Annotated in this window: 14 protein-coding genes; 9 read left to right on the forward strand and 5 right to left on the reverse strand. The window is 69.9% G+C overall.

From position 1 onward, the window contains the following. Positions 1–66: 66 nt before the first annotated feature. A complete protein-coding gene (locus tag ACU6RU_RS11790) occupies positions 67–882 on the forward strand; it encodes a helix-turn-helix transcriptional regulator (protein WP_147374400.1) in 816 nt (271 codons plus the stop codon). A 10-nt stretch (positions 883–892) separates the two neighbouring features. On the opposite strand, the gene ACU6RU_RS11795 is transcribed toward ACU6RU_RS11790, so the two are convergent. The 5 genes from ACU6RU_RS11795 to ACU6RU_RS11815 all read right to left on the reverse strand — a co-directional run bounded on the left by ACU6RU_RS11795 (position 893) and on the right by ACU6RU_RS11815 (position 6839). Next, the gene (locus ACU6RU_RS11795; RefSeq protein WP_120264551.1) at positions 893–2080 is read right to left on the reverse strand and encodes a sensor histidine kinase; all 1188 of its coding nucleotides are present in this window, start codon (positions 2078–2080) and stop codon (positions 893–895) included. 7 nt (positions 2081–2087) lie between these two features. Next, a complete protein-coding gene (locus tag ACU6RU_RS11800; RefSeq protein WP_446726612.1) occupies positions 2088–3179 on the reverse strand; it encodes an ABC transporter permease in 1092 nt (363 codons plus the stop codon). Further along, complete coding sequence (locus ACU6RU_RS11805; RefSeq protein WP_446726613.1) at positions 3176–4117, reverse strand: ABC transporter ATP-binding protein; 942 nt, start codon at positions 4115–4117, stop codon at positions 3176–3178. Before ACU6RU_RS11805 ends, ACU6RU_RS11800 begins: the two co-directional genes overlap by 4 nt. A gap of 10 nt (positions 4118–4127) precedes the next feature. Then, positions 4128–5750 carry a sensor histidine kinase gene (locus tag ACU6RU_RS11810; protein ID WP_120264549.1) on the reverse strand — a complete coding sequence of 541 codons (1623 nt, stop codon included), beginning with the start codon at positions 5748–5750 and terminating at the stop codon, positions 4128–4130. 90 nt (positions 5751–5840) lie between these two features. Continuing rightward, positions 5841–6839, reverse strand: a complete 999-nt coding sequence (locus tag ACU6RU_RS11815) for a glycerophosphodiester phosphodiesterase family protein (protein WP_446726614.1) — start codon at positions 6837–6839, stop codon at positions 5841–5843. A gap of 156 nt (positions 6840–6995) precedes the next feature. Here ACU6RU_RS11815 and ACU6RU_RS11820 point away from each other — a divergent pair, with 156 nt between their 5' ends. From ACU6RU_RS11820 to ACU6RU_RS11855, 8 genes are all read left to right on the forward strand, one after another. Next, positions 6996–7898, forward strand: a complete 903-nt coding sequence (locus ACU6RU_RS11820) for a Bax inhibitor-1/YccA family protein (protein ID WP_183045430.1) — start codon at positions 6996–6998, stop codon at positions 7896–7898. Between the two features lie 88 nt (positions 7899–7986). Next, entirely contained in the window at positions 7987–9216 is a 1230-nt protein-coding gene (locus tag ACU6RU_RS11825) for an ROK family transcriptional regulator (protein ID WP_120264546.1), read from the forward strand. Positions 9217–9323: 107 nt separating this feature from the next. Beyond that, positions 9324–10679, forward strand: coding sequence for an extracellular solute-binding protein (locus ACU6RU_RS11830; protein ID WP_289330140.1), 1356 nt, complete (start codon positions 9324–9326; stop codon positions 10677–10679). 7 nt (positions 10680–10686) lie between these two features. Beyond that, entirely contained in the window at positions 10687–11631 is a 945-nt protein-coding gene (locus ACU6RU_RS11835; protein WP_120264544.1) for a carbohydrate ABC transporter permease, read from the forward strand. Position 11632: 1 nt separating this feature from the next. Continuing rightward, positions 11633–12484: a carbohydrate ABC transporter permease gene (locus ACU6RU_RS11840; protein WP_446726615.1), complete on the forward strand. Its 852-nt coding sequence runs from the start codon at positions 11633–11635 to the stop codon at positions 12482–12484. A 27-nt stretch (positions 12485–12511) separates the two neighbouring features. Then, positions 12512–15541: an alpha-mannosidase gene (locus ACU6RU_RS11845; protein ID WP_446726616.1), complete on the forward strand. Its 3030-nt coding sequence runs from the start codon at positions 12512–12514 to the stop codon at positions 15539–15541. Positions 15542–15758: 217 nt separating this feature from the next. Further along, positions 15759–17555, forward strand: coding sequence for a ribonucleoside triphosphate reductase (locus ACU6RU_RS11850; protein ID WP_446726617.1), 1797 nt, complete (start codon positions 15759–15761; stop codon positions 17553–17555). A 1-nt stretch (position 17556) separates the two neighbouring features. Next, positions 17557–18282 (forward strand): anaerobic ribonucleoside-triphosphate reductase activating protein, encoded by a 726-nt coding sequence (locus ACU6RU_RS11855; protein ID WP_289330144.1) that lies wholly within the window; start codon positions 17557–17559, stop codon positions 18280–18282. The last annotated feature ends 17 nt before the right edge of the window (positions 18283–18299 follow it).

Consider the following 18299-nt stretch of genomic DNA (forward strand, 5'->3'; position numbering starts at 1 on the left):
ATCAGCTCGCTCTACGAGTCCTCGGTCTCTCTCGCGGTCGACGGTTCCACGCCGTTCCGATACGAGATGGCAGCTCTCGCTCACCCCGAAGCGGCGGCCGCCGCGATCCGTTTCACCGGCACCATGCGTTCGGCCACGCACGCGTTTCCCCGCATCATCGTCGCGCACGCGGCCCAGGGCAGCCATCGCTGGCACGTGGGCGGAGAGTCCGGCGACGGACGCACGCCCTTCGTCGTGCCGCCCGAGACGGAGTTCACGGCCGAATTCCGGCAGCTGCACCTGCGCACCTTCAGCATCACCGTCGAGACTCTCGACCATGTGCTGCGCGCACTGATCGGGGACGACCCGCGCAACCTGCAGTTCGCCGGGCTGAACCGCCGGGCCGAGAACCCGCGGCTCGTCGCCGAGACGCTCCGCTTCCTCGAGGCGACCATCCTGGCCGACGAGAAGGTCGCGGCGTCGCCGCTCATGCGGACTCAACTCATCCACCAGGCGGTCGCGTCGCTCGTGACGGCATTCCCGCTCATCGACCCGGACGAGGGGGAACGTCGCCGCCCGACGGCGCGCGCCGTCCGCCGGGCCGTGGCCTTCATGGAGGAGAACGTCGGCAACCCCATCAGCATCAGCGACATCGCGGTCGCTTCGGGAACATCGGTCCGAGCGCTCCAGAGCGCGTTCCACAAGGCCTTCGAGATCCCGCCGAGCACCTATCTGCGCCGCCTGCGCATCGAGGGAGCTCATCGCGAGCTGCGCGCTGCGCCTCCCGGCTCGACGACGGTCCGGGATGTCGCGCTGCGCTGGGGCTTCGCTCACACGGGTCGTTTCGCCCAGCTCTACGCCGCGATGTACGGCGAGCACCCGTCGCACACGCTGCGCCGCTGAGCCGCCTCCCTCAGGCGGCCGATGCGGCCGCGGCGTCGGGGAGCAGGATCCATACGCGGGCGCCGCCCAGCGGCGAGTCGTCGAGACCGATTCGCCCGCCGTGCGCCTGGATCACGCGTCGGCAGGTCGACAGGCCGATCCCGAGTCCGTCGACGTCGGAGTCGCCCCGCTCCATCAGCGCGAACACGCGCTCTCGGTCCTCCGGCGGCACGCCGGGGCCGTTGTCGTCGACGGTGATGCGCCATCCGCCGGGCACGGCGTGCGCCTCAACCCGCACCCGGGGCGCGAGCTCGGCCGCGGCGGTGAACTTCAGGGCGTTGGCGACGACGTTCTGAAGCACCGCACGCAGGAGGGTGGGATCCCCGACCGGCTGCACGTCGATGTCCTGGCTGACATCGGCGCCCGAGGCGGAGATCTGCGCATCGAGGTCCTCGACGACGGCGTGCATCACGGCATCCAGATCGACCCGCTTCCGCTGCGGGCTCGCGCCGCCGACGCGGGCGTAGGAGAGGATGTCCGAGATCATGGCGTTCATGCGGTCGGCCGCCGACTCCGCACGGGCGAGCACCCGCGCCGCTTCGGGAGCGTTGTCCATGTCGGGGCTGTCGATCGCGAGCTCGAGGAAGCCGGTGAGCGCCGTGAGCGGATTGCGGAGGTCGTGACTGATCTGCCCCGCGAAGCGTGAGAGCTGATCGTTGGACTCGCTGAGCTCACGACTGATCCGGCGCAGTTCGAGCAGGTCCACCACCTGGTGCGCGAGCAGGTCGAGCGCATCACGCGAGGACTCGTCGAGATCGCCGACGGAGTCGTTGAAGACGCACAGCGTGCCGATCGCGACACCCGCCGGGGTGATGAGGGGGCTCGACGCGTAGAACCGCACGTGGGCGACCTCGCCGGTGACGAACGGGTTCGCGGAGAAGCGGTCGTCGAGGCGGGCGTCGGGAACGACGACCCGTCCGGGGCGTGCGATGACCGCGGCGCACATTGAGTCCTCGCGCGAGCAGACGGCCGGTTCGAAGCCGACGGCGGCGATCTGGTGCTGCGACCGGTCGTCGATGATGTTGATGACGGCCGTGTCGACGCCGCACACCGTGGCGGCGAGGCGGACGATTCCCTGCAGGTCGGGCGCGGGGGCCTCACCGATGACGTGGTAGGCGTCGATCGCCTCGCGGCGGCTGATGTCGAGTTCGGTGACCATGGCTCTCTTACGCTATCCGCGTTCCCGGCGGGAGGGCTCGGGCCGGCGTCCTCGTCCGCGACCAGGCTCCCGCCACCAGCAGGCCGGCCACGACGATCTGGCCGCCGAGTCCGACGAACCAGCTCGGCACGGTCCGATCGCGGATCTCGGCGGGTGTCGCCACGTAATCGCGCATGGTCGGTCGGCATTCGTCGTACACCGTCGCGAGGTCGGGCGGGATCTGCGCCTGGCGGACTCCCGACGCGATCTGTCCGAACAGGTCGACGGGCTGGCCGTATCCGTTGTACTCGGCGGGCGTCGCGTCAGCGAGGATGACGAAGGGATTGGCCGCGAGCACCCACCAGACGCGGTCGAACCGCGGCACGGTGTACGTCGAGTCCTGCGGGGCGCCGCACACCATGCGGGCCGGATCGTTCCAGCAGTCGTCCGCGCCGTCGACGCACTGCGGCGAGCCGTCGGCGTTGTACATCGCCGGGCGGTAGGTCGTGGTCGCCTCACTCGAGAACGCGGTCGCGCCCAGGCCGAAGGCGATGAGCGTCCCGAAGACGAGGGCGGAGACGACGAGGTAGGTCGCCGCCACCGAGAAGAGGGGGCGGGCGATCAGGCCGCTGAGCCCGACCCCGATCGCGGCGATGATGCCGATCTCGACGATGAGGACCGCCAGCGACACCACGACCACGACGGGGTCCACTCCCCCGGCCAGCGTCGCGACGACGAGGAAGGGTGCCGCGACGGCGGCGAAGGCGAGCCCGGTGATCCAGGCGGCGAGCACCTTGCCCAGCAGGATCTCGGACGTGCGCGCGAGGGTCACCTGGACGGGTGCGAGGGTCGCGGCATCCCGGTCGCCGTTGATGGAGTTGCCGCTCAGCGTCGGTGAGACCAGCACGACGAGCAACAGCGTGATGATGACGATCGTCGAGTAGATCCCCGCGCCGCGTTGGTCGGCCTGAGAGACGATGCCGCCGAACGCGAGGAACGCGAGCGCCGTCACACCGATGAGCAGGACGGCGAAGATACCGAGCAGCACGTACCACGAGACGGTGCGCACGCGCTGGAGCAGCTCGAGGCGGGCGACGGTCCACAGCCGCGCGATGCTCATGACGCCTCCTTCCACTCGGAGCCGAGATCGAGGAAGGTGTGCTCGAGCATCCCGGTGGCGGCCGAGAACTCCGCGACGGCGACGCCGGCGTCGATCAGCACGCGCAGGCCGGCCGCCGCCTCCGCCTCCGACGCGAACGGGATGAGCACATCGCGGCGATCGATCGGCACCCGCGCGACATCGAGCCCGAGTGCCGTCGCTATCGGGAGCACAGCGGCCTGCGCCTCGAGGTCGGCGACGCGCACCCGCCACGTCCGGGTGCGACCCGCGGCCGCCGCGACGCGGTCGGGGCTGACGGTCGCGCCGTCGAGGAGGAACACCGCGTCATCGACGACCTCCTCGAGCTCGGACAGGATGTGGCTGGAGATGAGCACGGTCTTCCCCGCCGCCGCGAAGCCGCGCAGGAGTCCGCGCAGGTCGACGCGCGCCTGCGGATCGAGCCCGGAAGCCGGTTCGTCGAGGAGGAGCACGGAAGGGTCGTGCACGAGAGCGCGCGCGAGTCCCAGCCGTTGCTTCTGCCCCCGTGAGAGCACACGGGCCTGCGATCCGGCAAGACCGGTCAACCCGACCTGATCGAGCAGTTCACCCGCACGGCGGGCCGCCGCGGGCTTGTCGAGGTCGTACAGCCGAGCGGTCATCTCCAGGGTCTCCCGCACCGTGAGCGACCCCCATGCGCCGAGTGCGTCGGGCATCCAGCCCAACCGTGCGCGCGCCTGCGCCGGATCGGCGACCGGGTCGATGCCTGCGATGCGGATGCTGCCGGCATCGGGCTGCAGCAGCGACGCGAGCATCAGCAGCAGCGTCGTCTTGCCGGCGCCGTTGGGGCCGACCAGTCCGGTCACGGCACCGGCTCGGGCATCGAGATCCACGCCACGCACGGCGTCGACCCGCCCGAACGATCGACGAACGTCGCGGACGGTGATCCCGGCGGTGAGCATGTCCGACACCCTAGGGGACGGCGGTGCCCGGATCGAGCGATGATCCGGCGGCGGGCGCGTCGTCTCGGGGCAGGCGGACGACCGCGGTGGTTCCGCGCACGGTTCCGGGAAGCAGTCGGACATCACCGCCGTAGGCCCGCGCCAGACCCCTCGCGAGCGAGAGCCCGAGGCCGAGCCCCTGGTCCGCGCTTCGACGAGAACGCGCGGTGCGGTAGAAGCGCTCGAACGCCTGCCGTCGCTCGGCGGGAGTCATCCCCGGGCCTGCATCGGATACGGCGATCACGATGTCGTCGGGACGGTTCGTGATCGCCACCGTCACTTCGCCACCGCGGGGCGACACCTGCCGGGCGTTGTGCAGCAGCTCCGCGACGATCGATTGGAGGTCGCGGTCCGCGATGCGCGCCCGGGCCTCGGTTCCCGTCACGGTGACCCGGACCTCGGGAACACCGTCGGCCGTTTCGGACACGGCCCGGTCGACGACCACGCGCACGTCGCTCGACGGCACCCCGGGCGACACATCCGCGCGGCCCGTCGCGAGCATGAGCTCGACCGTCCGCTCCAGCCTCTCGGCGGCGCGGTGGACGGTCTCCCACCGGTCGCGATGCTCGGGCATGGCCCCGGCGACGGCGAGTTCGGCGTTGCCGAGGATGACCGTGAGCGGAGTGCGCAGCTCGTGGCCGACCGTGTCGAGGAAGCGGTCGCGTACGGCGACAGCCTCGATCAGCTCGGTCACATCCTGAGCGACCACGAGGACCCCGATGGTCTCGCCGTCGAGAGCGATGGGGCGGGCGACGAAACGCAGGGCCACCTGGGCGCCGGGCTCGCCGACCCACACCCGACGCGCGTCGGCGAGTTCGCCCGAGACGATGATGTCGCGCAGGTACGGTCCCCACGCGATCGGTGTGACCCGGTCCTCCTCGTAGACGGCGCCGCGCCCGTCCTGGTCGAGCGAGATCTCGATCCCGGCGCGGCGCGCCAGCGCGCGTGCGGGGGCGTTCGCCACCAGCACCGCGCCGTCGTCGCCGAAGAGGACGATGGCGTCCGGGCTCGTGTCGAGCAGCTGACGCAGGGTCGCGTCGGCTCGACCCGACGACTCGAGCGCCTCGGCCAGTCGATGCGTGGTGCTGTGGACGGTCGTGCGCTGACGGCGGAGGTCGATGGCGACGAAACGGGTACCGATCGCGAACAGGCCGAGCAGCGCCGGCAGCGTCACGAGCGACAGCCATTCGCCGAGCCCCGCGGGGACGGCGGGGTCCGCTGCGAGAGGCAGGAGCCCCGCGACCACCACGCCGAGCGCCGCGACGACCGGCGGGAACGCGAACGCGAGCCAGGCGATGGCGAAGATCACGAGCATCCCGGCGACCGGCAGCAGATCGATCGCGCTGCTGCGTATGGGGGCGCAGGCGAGGATCGAGGCGAGCGGCACGATGCAGACCCAGACGGTTCCGCGGGTCGGTTTGTAATGCCAGACGAACCCCATGGCGATGCAGGCGGCGAGGATGACGCCGGCGCCGATGACATAGGCGACGGTGATGCGCGTGGGTTCGACGATCGCGACGGTCGTGGAGATCATCGCGGTCGACACCGCCATCAGGTACTGGGCGTACGGCTGGATCCGGGGTCTGCTGAGCATCGGGCCTCATCCGCGGGCATCCGCTCGCCCGACGACGATCACCCTCCCGACCCGGCGCGTCCGATGTCAAGTCCGTGACAAGCGCCGGCGTCAGTTCCTGAAGGCGTCGACACCGAGATCGGGGTGGTCGACGAAGACACCGTCGACGCCGGATGCCGCGAGTTCGGCCCACTCGGCGCGGTAGTCACCCCACGCGGATCGCCCGCCGCGGCGTCGATGCCGACGGACGAGGAAGGCATTCTCAGGCCGCGCGGTCCAGGTGAAGACGACCAGATCGCGCTCGTGCGCTGCGTCCACGAGCACACGCCCGCCGTCCGCACCCTGAGCGGGGTCGAGGATCATCCGCTTGTCGAGGCTCACGCCGGCGACGCGGCCGCGCAGCGCATCGAGCCCCGCGGGCGATGCCCACGCTCGATAGCAGCGGGCATGCTCGCCCTCGGCGGCGACGAGGTCGTACGGGGCGCCGTCGGCCTCGAGGAGGAAGATCCGCGTTCCGGCGACTCCGGCGTCGGCGAGCCGGTCGAGGATCGTCAGTTCGAACGACTCGATCCACAGCGGCAGACCTGCGAGATCGGCGCGGACCGCCTCGATCTCGGCGCCGACGAGGCCGGCGACGTCGAAGCCCGCGCTCTCGAAGAAGGTCGCGTGCTTGATCTCGACCACGATGCCCGGTCGGCGCCCGGACTGCTCCGCGAAGTCCGCGACCAGGTCGAAGAGGTCTCGCAGCCGCAGCATCGGCTCCGCGCCGTCACGCCGGGCGCTGTCGGGCCGCAGCTGCGGGAGTCGCTCGCGACACCGCAGCCGCGACAGCTCGTCCCACGTGAAGTCCTCGGTGAACCAACCGGTGACCGCGGCGCCGTCGACGGTCTTCGTCGTACGCCGCGCCGCGAACTCGGCGTGGTCGGCGACGTCGGTGGTCGTGCCGATCTCGTTCTCGTGGCGGATGATCGCGACGCCGTCCCGGCTGAAGACGACGTCGGGCTCGACGGCGTCGACGCCGTTCTCGAGCGCCAGCAGATACGACGAGCGGGTGTGCTCGGGGAGGTACCCGGGCGCACCGCGGTGTCCGATCACGAGGGGGCGAGGCACCGTCTCAGGCTAGGGCCGGCCCGCGGTGTTTCGCTGAGGGCGATCGGCTTCATGGCCTGCTCACAGCGGGGAACGCGCACCGCGGGAACCGGTTCCCCTAGGCTGGGTGGACACGGCATCCAGCTGTGTCGACCCTCGACTTGGAGTGTGAGAGCAGTGGCCCTCAATAACCCCGCATTCGACAATCCCGCGTTCAAGGAGCAGCGGCCGGGTCTGACGCCGCCCGCCGCTCCCGGCATGCAGACCGCCTCGGCGCAGCACGCCGGTGTGGACGTCGCCGCACAGGCGCAGCTCGAAGGCATGTACGCCTCGCCGGCCGCCGGTGCCCGCGAGACCGACCGCATGACGGTCGAAGACACCGTCGTCAAGACGCTCGGCCTCTTCGCCATCCTCCTCGTGACGGCAGCCGTCGGCTGGGTGTGGACGCTGTCCACCGTCGACCGCACGAGCCTGAACCCCAGCCCGACGCTCCTCCCGTGGATCATCGGCGCGCTCGGCGGCTTCGTCCTGGCGATGGTCATCACCTTCACGTCGCGTAAGAAGGTCCGCCCCGGCCTGATCTTCGCGTACGCGGCCTTCGAGGGGCTTTTCGTCGGCGGCATCTCCGCCTACCTCGAGTTCATCTTCCCGGGCATCGTGATGCAGGCGACTCTCGCGACGCTGGCCGTCGTCGGCGTCACCCTCGCGCTGTTCGCGAGCGGCAAGGTCCGGGCCTCGGCCAAGGCGACCAAGATCTTCATGATCGCGATGCTCGGCTACCTCGTCTTCTCGCTGCTGAACGTCGGCCTGATGCTCTTCGGCGTCATCCCGGGCGGCATGATGTTCGGTCTGCACAGCATGAAGATCGCCGGCATCCCGCTCGGGCTGATCATCGGCGTGCTCGTCGTCATCATGGCGGCGTACTCGCTCGTGCTCGACTTCGACAACATCCAGCAGGGCGTCCGCAACGGCGCACCGCGCAAGTTCGGATGGGTCGGCGCGTTCGGCATCATGGTCACGGTCGTCTGGCTGTACGTCGAGATCCTGCGGATCATCGCGATCCTGCGCGGAAACAACTGACGCGACCCCGCGATCCTCGAAGGCCCGTCCGGTTCGCCGGGCGGGCCTTCGCCATGCACCCGCACAGTATGGTTCGACGGGAGGAACCATGAGACGCGGCTCGAATCTGCCGGCCGTCGGCACGTACAACCAGACGCTCGTGCTCGACCTGATCCGACGCTCCCCCGAGGGCATCAGCCGCATCGAGCTGGCCGCCCGCACCGGCCTCTCCGCCCAGACGCTCAGCAACGTCGCCCGCCGTCTCGTCGCCGAGGGCTGGGTGCGCGAGGGCACGCCGGTCGTCTCGGGCCCCGGCAAGCCCCGCACCCCGCTCCAGCTCGATCCCGCCGCGCGATGCGCCGTCGGCATCCACCTCGATCCTGCGGTCGAGACCGTCGTCGTCGTCGATCTCCTCGGTCACGTGGTCGCGCAGACCGAACGGACGCCGCGCCCCGACGCGACTCGGGATCAGATCGTCGCCGACCTCGTCGGCACCGTCGAGTCGCTTCTCGTGGAGGGTGGGCGATCGCGGGCATCCGTGCTCGGCATCGGCGTCGCGGCCCCCGGCCCCCTCGACGCGGAGGCAGGCATCCTGTTCGAGCCCCCGCTCCTCCCCCCGATCTGGCACGACCTCGCCCTCGGCCCGCTGCTGCACGAGGCGACGGGACTGCCGACGACGGTGGAGAAGGACGTCGTGGCCGCGATGGTCGGCGAGCTCTGGCGCGATGCAGCGCAAGAGCTGCAGGACTCGATCTTCGTCTACTACGGTGCCGGCGTGGGTGTGGGCCTCGCGGTCGACGGCACTCCGATCCGCGGCCGGACGGGCAACGCCGGCGACGTCGCGCATCTCGTCGTCGAACCGAACGGGCCGATGTGCGGATGCGGTCAGCGCGGGTGCCTCGGCGCGGCGATCGCGCCCGAACGGCTGCTCGTCGACGGCGGCGTGATCGACGGTGCTGAGCCCGTCGCCGCGCCCGCGCTCCGGGAGCGCCTGCGCGAGCTGGCATCCCGGGCCGGCGGCGGTGACGAGCGCGCTGCGGCCGCGGTCAGGCGGGCCGGGTCGAGCCTCGCGCGTGCGGTCGTTCAGATCAACAACCTCCTCGACGCGGATGTCGTCGTCGTCGGCGGCCCCCTGTGGACGCTGCTGTCGGCGAGCGCGAGCAGCGCCCTGTCCGACGCCGTCGCGGCGAGCACCGAGACAGCCACGGTCCGCGGCATCCGGGTGCTCGAGAGCGCGCTCGCAACCGACGCGGCAGCCGCCGGGGCCGCATGCCTCGTGCTCGACGCCGCGATGACGCCGCGCCCGACCGACCTGATGATCGCGGGCACGGCGGGTTGACCCCGCGAAGAAAAGGTGCGGGCGAAACCTTGTCCTTTTATTCCATTTGGTTTAGAAAAGACGTGCGCGCGCACCAGCGCTCTTGTCCAAGCAAAGGAGCTTCGACCATGAAGAGATCCACCACGACCGCAGCGGTCGTCGGAATCGCCGCGTTCTCGCTCGTTCTCACGAGTTGCGGCAGCGGCGGAGGCGACGAGGCGTCGTCGGACACCATCCGCGTCGCCTACCAGAAGACCACGTCGTTCACCGCGATGGACGAGCTTATGAAGAAGACCAAAGAGGAGTACGAGGCCGCGAACGAGGGGATGACGGTCGAGCTCGTCCCGATCGAGGCCGAGCAGGACCAGTACTTCACCAAGCTCGCCCTGATGAACGGGTCGGCGGGGACCGCCCCCGATGTCATCTACGAGGACACCTTCCAGATCCGATCAGATGCCGCCGCCGGATACCTGCAGCCGATCGACGACTACCTCGCCGACTGGGACCAGTGGGAACAGTACGACGAGGGCGCCAAGCAGGCGGGCCTCGGCGACGACGGCAAGACGTACGGCGTCTCACTCGGCACCGATACCCGCGGCCTCTACTTCAACAAGCAGCTGTTCGCGGCGGCGGGCCTGCCCGAGGACTGGGCGCCGGAGAGCTGGGACGACGTGCTCGAGGCCGCGCGCACCATCAAGGAGAGCAACCCCGACGTCATCCCGTTCAACATCTACGCCTCGCAGGCGCTGGGCGAGGCGACCTCGATGCAGGGCTTCGAGATGCTGCTCTACGGCACGGGAGACGAACTGCTCGACACCGACACCAACAAGTGGGTCACCGGGTCGGCCGGTTTCCGCGACGCGCTCGAGTTCTACAAGACCGTCGCCGACGAGAAGCTCGGCCCCGACCCCGCGCAGGCGCTCGACGCCGGCTGGGGCACCAAGGTCAGCACGGAGCTGCTCCCCCAGGGCGGCATCGCGATCGCGCTCGACGGCTCCTGGCTGCCGAGCAACTGGATCGACGGCGAGAACGCCTGGCCGGAGTGGGAGCAGACGATGGGCTTCGCCGCGATGCCGACGCAGGACGGCGGCGGCGACGGCTTCACCTCGATGTCGGGCGGCTGGACGCTCGCGATGGGATCCAACGCGAAGAACCCGCAGGCCGCGTTCGACTTCATCGCGCAGGCGCTGACCTTCGAGAACGCGCTGATGTACCACCAGGAGGCCGGGCAGATCGCGGTGCGCAAGGATGTCGCCGCGAGCCAGGAGTACCTCGACTACAACCCGTCGTTCGAGTTCTTCTCCTCGCTCGTCCCGTACACCCACTTCCGCCCGGCGACGCCCGACTACTCGCAGATCTCGGCCAACATCCCACGGGCGACGGAGTCGATCTTCACCGGCCAGGCGACCCCGCAAGACGCGCAGGCCGCGTACGACTCCGCTCTCGTCGGCATCGTCGGCGAGGAGAACACGCAGGCGGGTTGAGCCAGCGATGACCGCCACCGCCACCGTCACCACCGGCGGTCGGCACCGGCCGGGCCGGGAGATCACCTCCCGGTCCGGACGGTCGGCCGGCCGTGCCGCCGCACGTCTGCTCCCGCTCCTGCCCGCGGTCCTGCTGCTGCTGGCGTTCATGCTCGGGCCGATCGTCTACGCCCTCTACGGCTCGCTCACCGATCGCGCGATGACCGGCCCCCGCGCCGCGAACCCGCAGTTCATCGGACTCGACAACTACACCGCGCTCTTCGGCTCCGCGGAGTTCTGGCTCTCACTCGCGCTCACGGTCGTCTTCGTGCTGGCCTCCGCCGTGCTCGGCCAGAACGTCCTCGGGATGCTGCTGGCCGTCCTCATCCGCAGCTCGGTGAAGCCACTGCGCTCGATCGTCGGCGGCCTCGTGGTGCTCGCCTGGGTCCTTCCCGAGATCGTCGCCGCGTTCGCCCTCTACGCCTTCTTCCAGACCGACGGCACGCTCAACACCTTCCTCGGATGGTTCGGCCTCGAGGGCACGAGCTGGCTGTACTACTTCCCGATGCTCGCGGTCATCCTCGCGAACATCTGGCGCGGCACCGCCTTCTCGATGATGGTCTACAACGCCGCGCTCTCGGAGGTGCCGCCCGAGCTGATCGAGGCCGCGACGATCGACGGCGCCGGAGCCTGGCAGCGGTTCATCCGCGTCACCCTGCCCGTCATCCGTCGCTCGATCTCCACGAACCTGCTGCTGACGACGCTGCAGACGCTCGGGGTCTTCACCCTCATCTGGGTCATGACGGGAGGCGGGCCGGGAACGCAGTCGTCCACGCTGCCCGTGCTGGCGTTCCAGGAGGCGTTCAAGTTCGCCCAGGTCGGCTACGGCACGGCGATCGCCGTCGTCACCCTCCTGATCGGCGCCGTGTTCTCCGCCGTGTACATCCGCATCCTCAAGCCGGAGGTCGACTGACATGACCGCCATCGCCACCTCGGTCTCGGCGCCGCGCAAGCGCGCCCAGACCGTGCTGTCCTCGGTCATCCTCGCCGCGATCGGGGTGCTCTTCCTCGTCCCGCTGCTGTGGATCGTGTTCGCCTCGTTCGACGGCGACGCGAAGGTAACCATGAAGGTGCCCGACACCTGGACGCTCGAGAACTACACGCAGGTGATGACGTGGGAGCTGACCTTCCAGCCGCTCCTGAACTCGATCCTGGTGTCGCTCGGCACCGCCGTCATCACCGTCGTCGTCGGCGTGCTCGCCGCCTACCCGCTCTCGCGCTACGCGATGCGGTTCCAGAAGACGTTCATGTACGCCATCCTCTTCGGCACGGGACTGCCGATCACCGCGATGATGGTTCCGGTCTACGCGCTGTTCGTCTCGTTCGGACTGCTCGACTCGGTGTGGGGCGTCATCGTCTTCATGGCGGCGACATCCCTGCCGATGGCGATCTGGATGCTGAAGAACTTCATGGACTCCGTGCCGATCTCGCTCGAGGAGGCCGCGTGGGTCGACGGCGCCGGGTCGATGCAGGCCCTCGCGCGCATCGTCATCCCGCTCATGAGATCGGGCATCGGCGTCGTGTTCATCTTCGTCTTCACGACCGCGTGGGGGAATTTCTTCGTCCCCTTCGTGCTGCTGTTCACCTCGTCGAAGTTTCCGGCAGCGGTGTCGATCTTCAACTTCTTCGGTCAGTACGGCTCGATCGCCTACGGCCAGCTCGCCGCTTACTCGGTGCTCTACGCCGCCCCGATGGTGGTGCTGTACGTCCTCGTCCAGCGCTTCTCCGGCGGAGCGTTCGCGCTCGCCGGCTCCGTCAAGGGCTGACGCACCTCCTCTTCGAAAGGCTTCTCCATGCACGACCGCTCCGCCCTCGCGCTGCTGCGCATCGACCGATTCATGCGCGAGCGTCTCGCTCCCGCGATCCACCGCGCCTCGCACCCGCTCTCGGTCACCGCCTGGGACGCACCGGGCGAACCGGTGGCCTTCGACGAAGCCCGCGCCGGCGACTACCGCCCGATCGAGGTCGGTCAGCCCTGGGGGCGCCCGTGGGGGACGACCTGGTTCCGCGTCACGGGCGATGCGCCGGCCGACTGGTTCGAGGGCGGCCGGCCGATCCCGGGGACGCGCGCCGAACTCGTCGTCGACCTCGGCTTCACGTCGGGGCAGGCGGGCTTCCAGTGCGAGGCGATGGTGTGGTCGGTCGACGGCCGGCCGCTGCGCGGGATCGCACCGTTCAACAACGTCGCCGCCGAGGCGGTGTCGCCGGGCGGCGCGGTCGACGTCTTCGTCGAGGGTGCGTCGAACCCCGACGTCGGGAGCATCTTCACCTTCGCGCCCACACCGGTCGGCGACCGGGCGACGGCAGGCGCCGACCCCGTGTACGTGCTGCGCACGGTCGATGTGCGCCTGCGCGACCTCGAGGTCTCGGCGCTGCTGGCCGACACCTCCGCGCTTCGAGGACTCGCGGCGCAGCTCGACGCGACCTCGCCGCGGCGCGCCGACATCCTGCTCGCGTTGGAACGGATGATCGACGTCGTCGACCCGCAGGATGTGGCGGCAACCGCAGCAGCGGGTCGCGCCGTGCTCGCGCCCGTGCTCGCGGCTCCGGCCTCGGCGAGCGCGCACACGCTGCACGCCGTGGGACATGCCCACATCGACTCGGCGTGGCTGTGGCCGGTGCGTGAGACGGTGCGAAAGGTCGCCCGCACGTTCTCGAACGTCCTCTCGCTGATGGACGAGGATCCCGACTTCGTCTTCGCCGCGTCTTCGGCGCAGCAGTACGCGTGGGTCAAGGAGTACTACCCCGACCTGTTCGAGCGCATCCGGGCACGCGTGGCCGAGGGGCGGTTCGTGCCGGTCGGCAGCATGTGGGTCGAATCCGACACCAACCTGCCCGGCGCCGAGGCCCTGGCTCGGCAGTTCGTCGCGGGCAAGGGGTTCTTCCAGCGCGAGTTCGGCATCGACACCCCCGAGGTGTGGCTTCCCGACTCGTTCGGATACAGCGGCGCCCTCCCCCAGATCGCGAAAGCCGCGGGGGCGCGGTGGTTCCTCACCCAGAAGATCTCGTGGAACGAGACGAACCGGATGCCGCACCACACGTTCCGGTGGGAGGGCATCGACGGAACACGCCTGTTCACCCACTTCCCGCCGGTCGATTCGTACAACTCGGTCGTCTCGGCAGCCGAGCTGGCGCACGCCGAACGCAACTACGCCGACAAGGGACGCGGCACCGTCTCGCTGCTCCCCTACGGCTTCGGCGACGGCGGCGGCGGGCCCACCCGCGAGATGACAGCGGCGATCGCGCGCACCACCTCGCTCGAGGGATCGCCGCGAGTCGTGCACTCGACGCCCCGGCGATTCTTCGAGACCGCCGAGGCGGAGTACCCCGACCCCGAGGTGTGGGTCGGCGAGCTGTACCTGGAGTTCCACCGCGGCACCTACACGAGCCAGCTCGCTACGAAGCAGGGCAACCGACGCAGCGAGCACCTGCTGCGCGAAGCCGAGCTGTGGGCGACGACCGCGGCTGTGCGCACGGGCGCCCCCTACCCCGCCGAGAGACTCGCCCGCGCATGGGAGACGGTGCTGCTGCAGCAGTTCCACGACATCCTGCCGGGATCGTCGATCGCGTGGGTGTACCAGGACGCCGAGCGCAACTACGCCGCCGTCGCCCGTGAGCTCGAAGAGATCATCGGCGAAGCGTTGACGGCGTTGGCCGGGTCGCCCGAGCCGGGCGAGGCGACGCACGAGCTGCGGGTCAATGCAGCGCCCCACGCTCGCGGCGGGGTCGCGGCTCTCGGTGCAGCAGCCGCCCCCGAGGCCGCCCGCGTGCGCCCCGAACGCTCGCCCGAGGGCTGGGTGCTCGACAACGGTATCGTGCGCGTGGTGGTCGACGATCGCGGCGTGATCGTCTCGGCCGTCGACGTGGCGAGCGGTCGCGAGAGCGTGCCGCCGGGTACGGCATCCGCTCTGCTGCAGCTGCACCGCGACACCCCGACCCAGTGGGATGCCTGGGACGTCGACGTGCACTACCGGAACACCGTGACCGACCTCGACGGCCTCGATGGTCTCGAGCTCGACGGCGACGAGATCGTCGTCACCCGGTCGTTCGGCTCGTCGCGGGTGACCGAGCGCATCGGGCTGGCAGCGGACTCTCGCACCGTGTCGCTCGGGTTCGAGCTCGACTGGCACGAATCGCAGAAGCTGCTGAAGCTCGCGTTCCCCGTCGACGTGCACACCGACAGCGCGACCTCGGAGGTGCAGTTCGGCCACATCGAGCGGAAGACCCACACCAACACGTCGTGGGATGCCGCCCGCTTCGAGACCGTCGCGCAGCGCTGGGTACGCGTGGGCGAGCCCGGCTTCGGTGTCGCGGTGGTCAACGACTCGACGTACGGCCACGACATCACGCGCGCCGAGCGATCGGCCGGCGGCGGTACGATCTCGGTCGTCCGCCTGTCGCTGATCCGGTCGGCACTGTTCCCCGACCCCACGCAGGACCAGGGCACGTACGCGCTGCGAGTCGGCCTGGTCGTCGGCGCGGACGTGGCGGATGCCGTCATCGAGGGCTACCGGCTGAACCTGCCCGAGCGGATCGTCACGGGAACCGCATCCGCGATCGAACCGATCGTGACGGTGGAGGATTCGGGGGTCGTCGTCGAGGCGGTCAAGCTGGCCGAGGACGGCTCGGGGGATGTCGTCGTGCGGCTGTACGAGGCATGGGGCCGCCGTGTCGACACGGTCGTGCGCGCCGGCTTCGACGCCCGCGCGGTGACCCAGACCGATCTGCTCGAGCGCGAGGTCGCGGCATCCGCTCTCTCCGGCGACGCCGCGCCCCTGTCTCTCCGCCCGTTCGAGATCGTGACGCTCCGCTTCGCCCGCTGAGCCCCGGCTCCGCGACGCGACACGACACGGAACTCGGAGGATGTCGCGAACTTCGGACCCTTAGGCACGATACGTCCGAAGTCCGCGACATTCTCCGCCGCTGGCGCGCGTGGCGTGCGGGGATTTGTTCCGGCGCGCCACGCGAGGGCAACACATCATGTAGTGGCTGAATCGAGAACCGACCCCCACATCTGGGGCGCCTCGTGAAGGGACTCACATGACCATGCGCTCAATCCCCGTCCGAACAACCGTCGAGGAGTATCTCGAGAGACGCGACTGGCGCGTCAACGCGAACGCCAACCAGGGCTACAGCCTGGGCGGCCTCATCCTCAACGCGTCCGGCAAGCTGATCGCCAACTACTGGCTCGACGAGGTCTACGCGCCCGAGGCCGGGGCAGCGCACCGCGACGGCGACATCCACATCCACGATCTCGACGTGTTCGCCGGCTACTGCGCCGGCTGGTCGCTGCGCCAACTGCTCGAGCAGGGGTTCAACGGGGTTTCGGGCGCGATCTCGTCGACCCCGCCGAAACACTTCTCGAGCGCCCTCGGGCAGATCGTCAACTTCCTCGGGACTCTCCAGAACGAATGGGCGGGAGCGCAGGCGTTCAGCTCGTTCGACACGTACCTCGCCCCGTTCGTGCGGCTCGACGCACTCGATGACCGAGCGGTGCGCCAGGGCATCCAGGAGCTCGTGTTCAACCTCAACGTCCCGTCACGGTGGGGAACGCAGACGCCCTTCACGAACCTGACCTTCGACTGGACCTGCCCCGACGACCTCGCCGAACAGCGCCCGCTCGTGGGCGGTCGCCTCGCCGACTTCACCTACGGCGACCTCGCGCCCGAGATGGCGATGATCAATCGTGCTTTCCTGTCGGTGATGACGGAGGGCGACGCGGACGGGAGAGCCTTCACCTTCCCGATTCCGACCTACAACATCACGAAAGACCTCGACTGGGACGCCCCCGAGGTCGACGCATTGTTCGGGATGACGGCGAAGTACGGCCTGCCCTACTTCCAGAACTTCGTGAACTCCGACCTCGACCCCGGGATGATCCGGTCGATGTGCTGCCGGCTGCAGCTCGACCTCACCGAGCTGCTCAAGCGCGGGAACGGGTTGTTCGGATCAGCGGAGCAGACCGGCTCCGTCGGAGTGGTCACCGTCAACTGCGCACGGCTCGGGTTCGTGCACGCCGGCGATCGCCCGGGCCTGTACGCGCAGCTCGACCGGCTGCTCGAGATCGCCCGCGACAGTCTCGAGGCGAAACGGGCCGTCATCGGACGCCACCTCGACGCCGGTCTCTTCCCCTACAGCAGGCGCTACCTCGGCACCCTCGACAACCACTTCTCGACGATCGGCGTGAACGGGCTCAACGAGGCGGTGCGCAACTTCTTCGGCGACACGCACGACATCACGACGGACGAGGGGATGCGGTTCGCCGCAGACCTGCTCGATCACGTGCGCGCACGCATGGTCGAGTTCCAGGAGCAGACCGGGCACCTCTACAACCTCGAGGCCACCCCGGCCGAGTCGGCGACCTACCGCTTCGCCCGCGCCGACATCGCACGCTTCGACGGCATTCGTCATGCCGGGACGGCGACGAACCCGTACTACACGAACTCGTCGCAGCTGCCGGTGGCCTTCACCGACGACCCGTTCCTCGCGATGGAACTCCAGGAGGGTCTGCAGCAGAAGTACACCGGCGGCACCGTCCTGCACCTCTACATGGGCGAGGCTGCACCGACGGGCGAGGCGTGCAAGGCCCTCGTCCGCCGTTCGCTCGAGCGGTTCCGCATCCCGTACATCACCATCACGCCGACGTTCTCGATCTGCCCGCAGCACGGCTACCTCTCGGGCGACCACGCGACGTGCCCGCAGTGCCGCGCCGAGTGCGAGGTGTGGACGCGGGTGATGGGCTACTTCCGCCCGGTCGCGTCGTTCAACATCGGCAAGAAGGGCGAGGCGGCCGAGCGCCGGGCGTTCTCGTACGAGCGCGCCGCGGCGGTCGTGTGACATGCCTCCGGCGCACGACCACGCGGCATCCCGTCTGCGCATCGCGGGACTCTCACGGTTCTCGACGGTCGATTGGCCCGGCCGCCTGGTGGCGACAGTCTTCCTCCAGGGCTGCCCCTGGGACTGCCGTTACTGCCACAATCCCGATCTGATCGATCCGCGCGGGCGCGGCACCATGCCATGGGAGGCGGTCGCCGCCTTCCTCGGCGAGCGCCGCGGCCTGCTCGACGGGGTGGTCTTCTCGGGCGGTGAGCCGACGATGCAACGCGCCCTTCCCGACGCGATCGCACGGACCCGCGCGCTCGGGTTCGACGTCGGGCTGCACACGGGCGGCGCGTATCCGGCGCTGCTCGAGAGGGCGCTGCCGGCGCTGTCGTGGATCGGGCTCGATGTGAAGGCCTCGGCCGGCGACTACGCCGGCGTGACGGGTCGCGGTCCGAGCGGACGCGCTGCGCTGCGCTCGCTCGACCTCGTGCTCGCGGCTCAGCGGGAGCGCACCGCGACCCCCGATCCACTCGATGTCGAGGTCCGCACCACCGTGCACCCCGATCTCATCGACGACGAGCGGCTCGGTGAGCTCGGCGAGACGCTCGCCGACCGCGGGGTGCGTCGATGGGCGATCCAGCGATTCCGCGCGACGGGCAGCCGATGCGGCATCTCCGACGGCGAGCCGTTGCGTCTCGACCGCGTGCCGCGCGAGCGGTTCGAGCACGTCGACGTGCGGTGAGCCCGGGCGCGTCGGGG

The sequence above is a fragment of the Microbacterium sp. F1-18 genome (genome assembly GCF_052921305.1).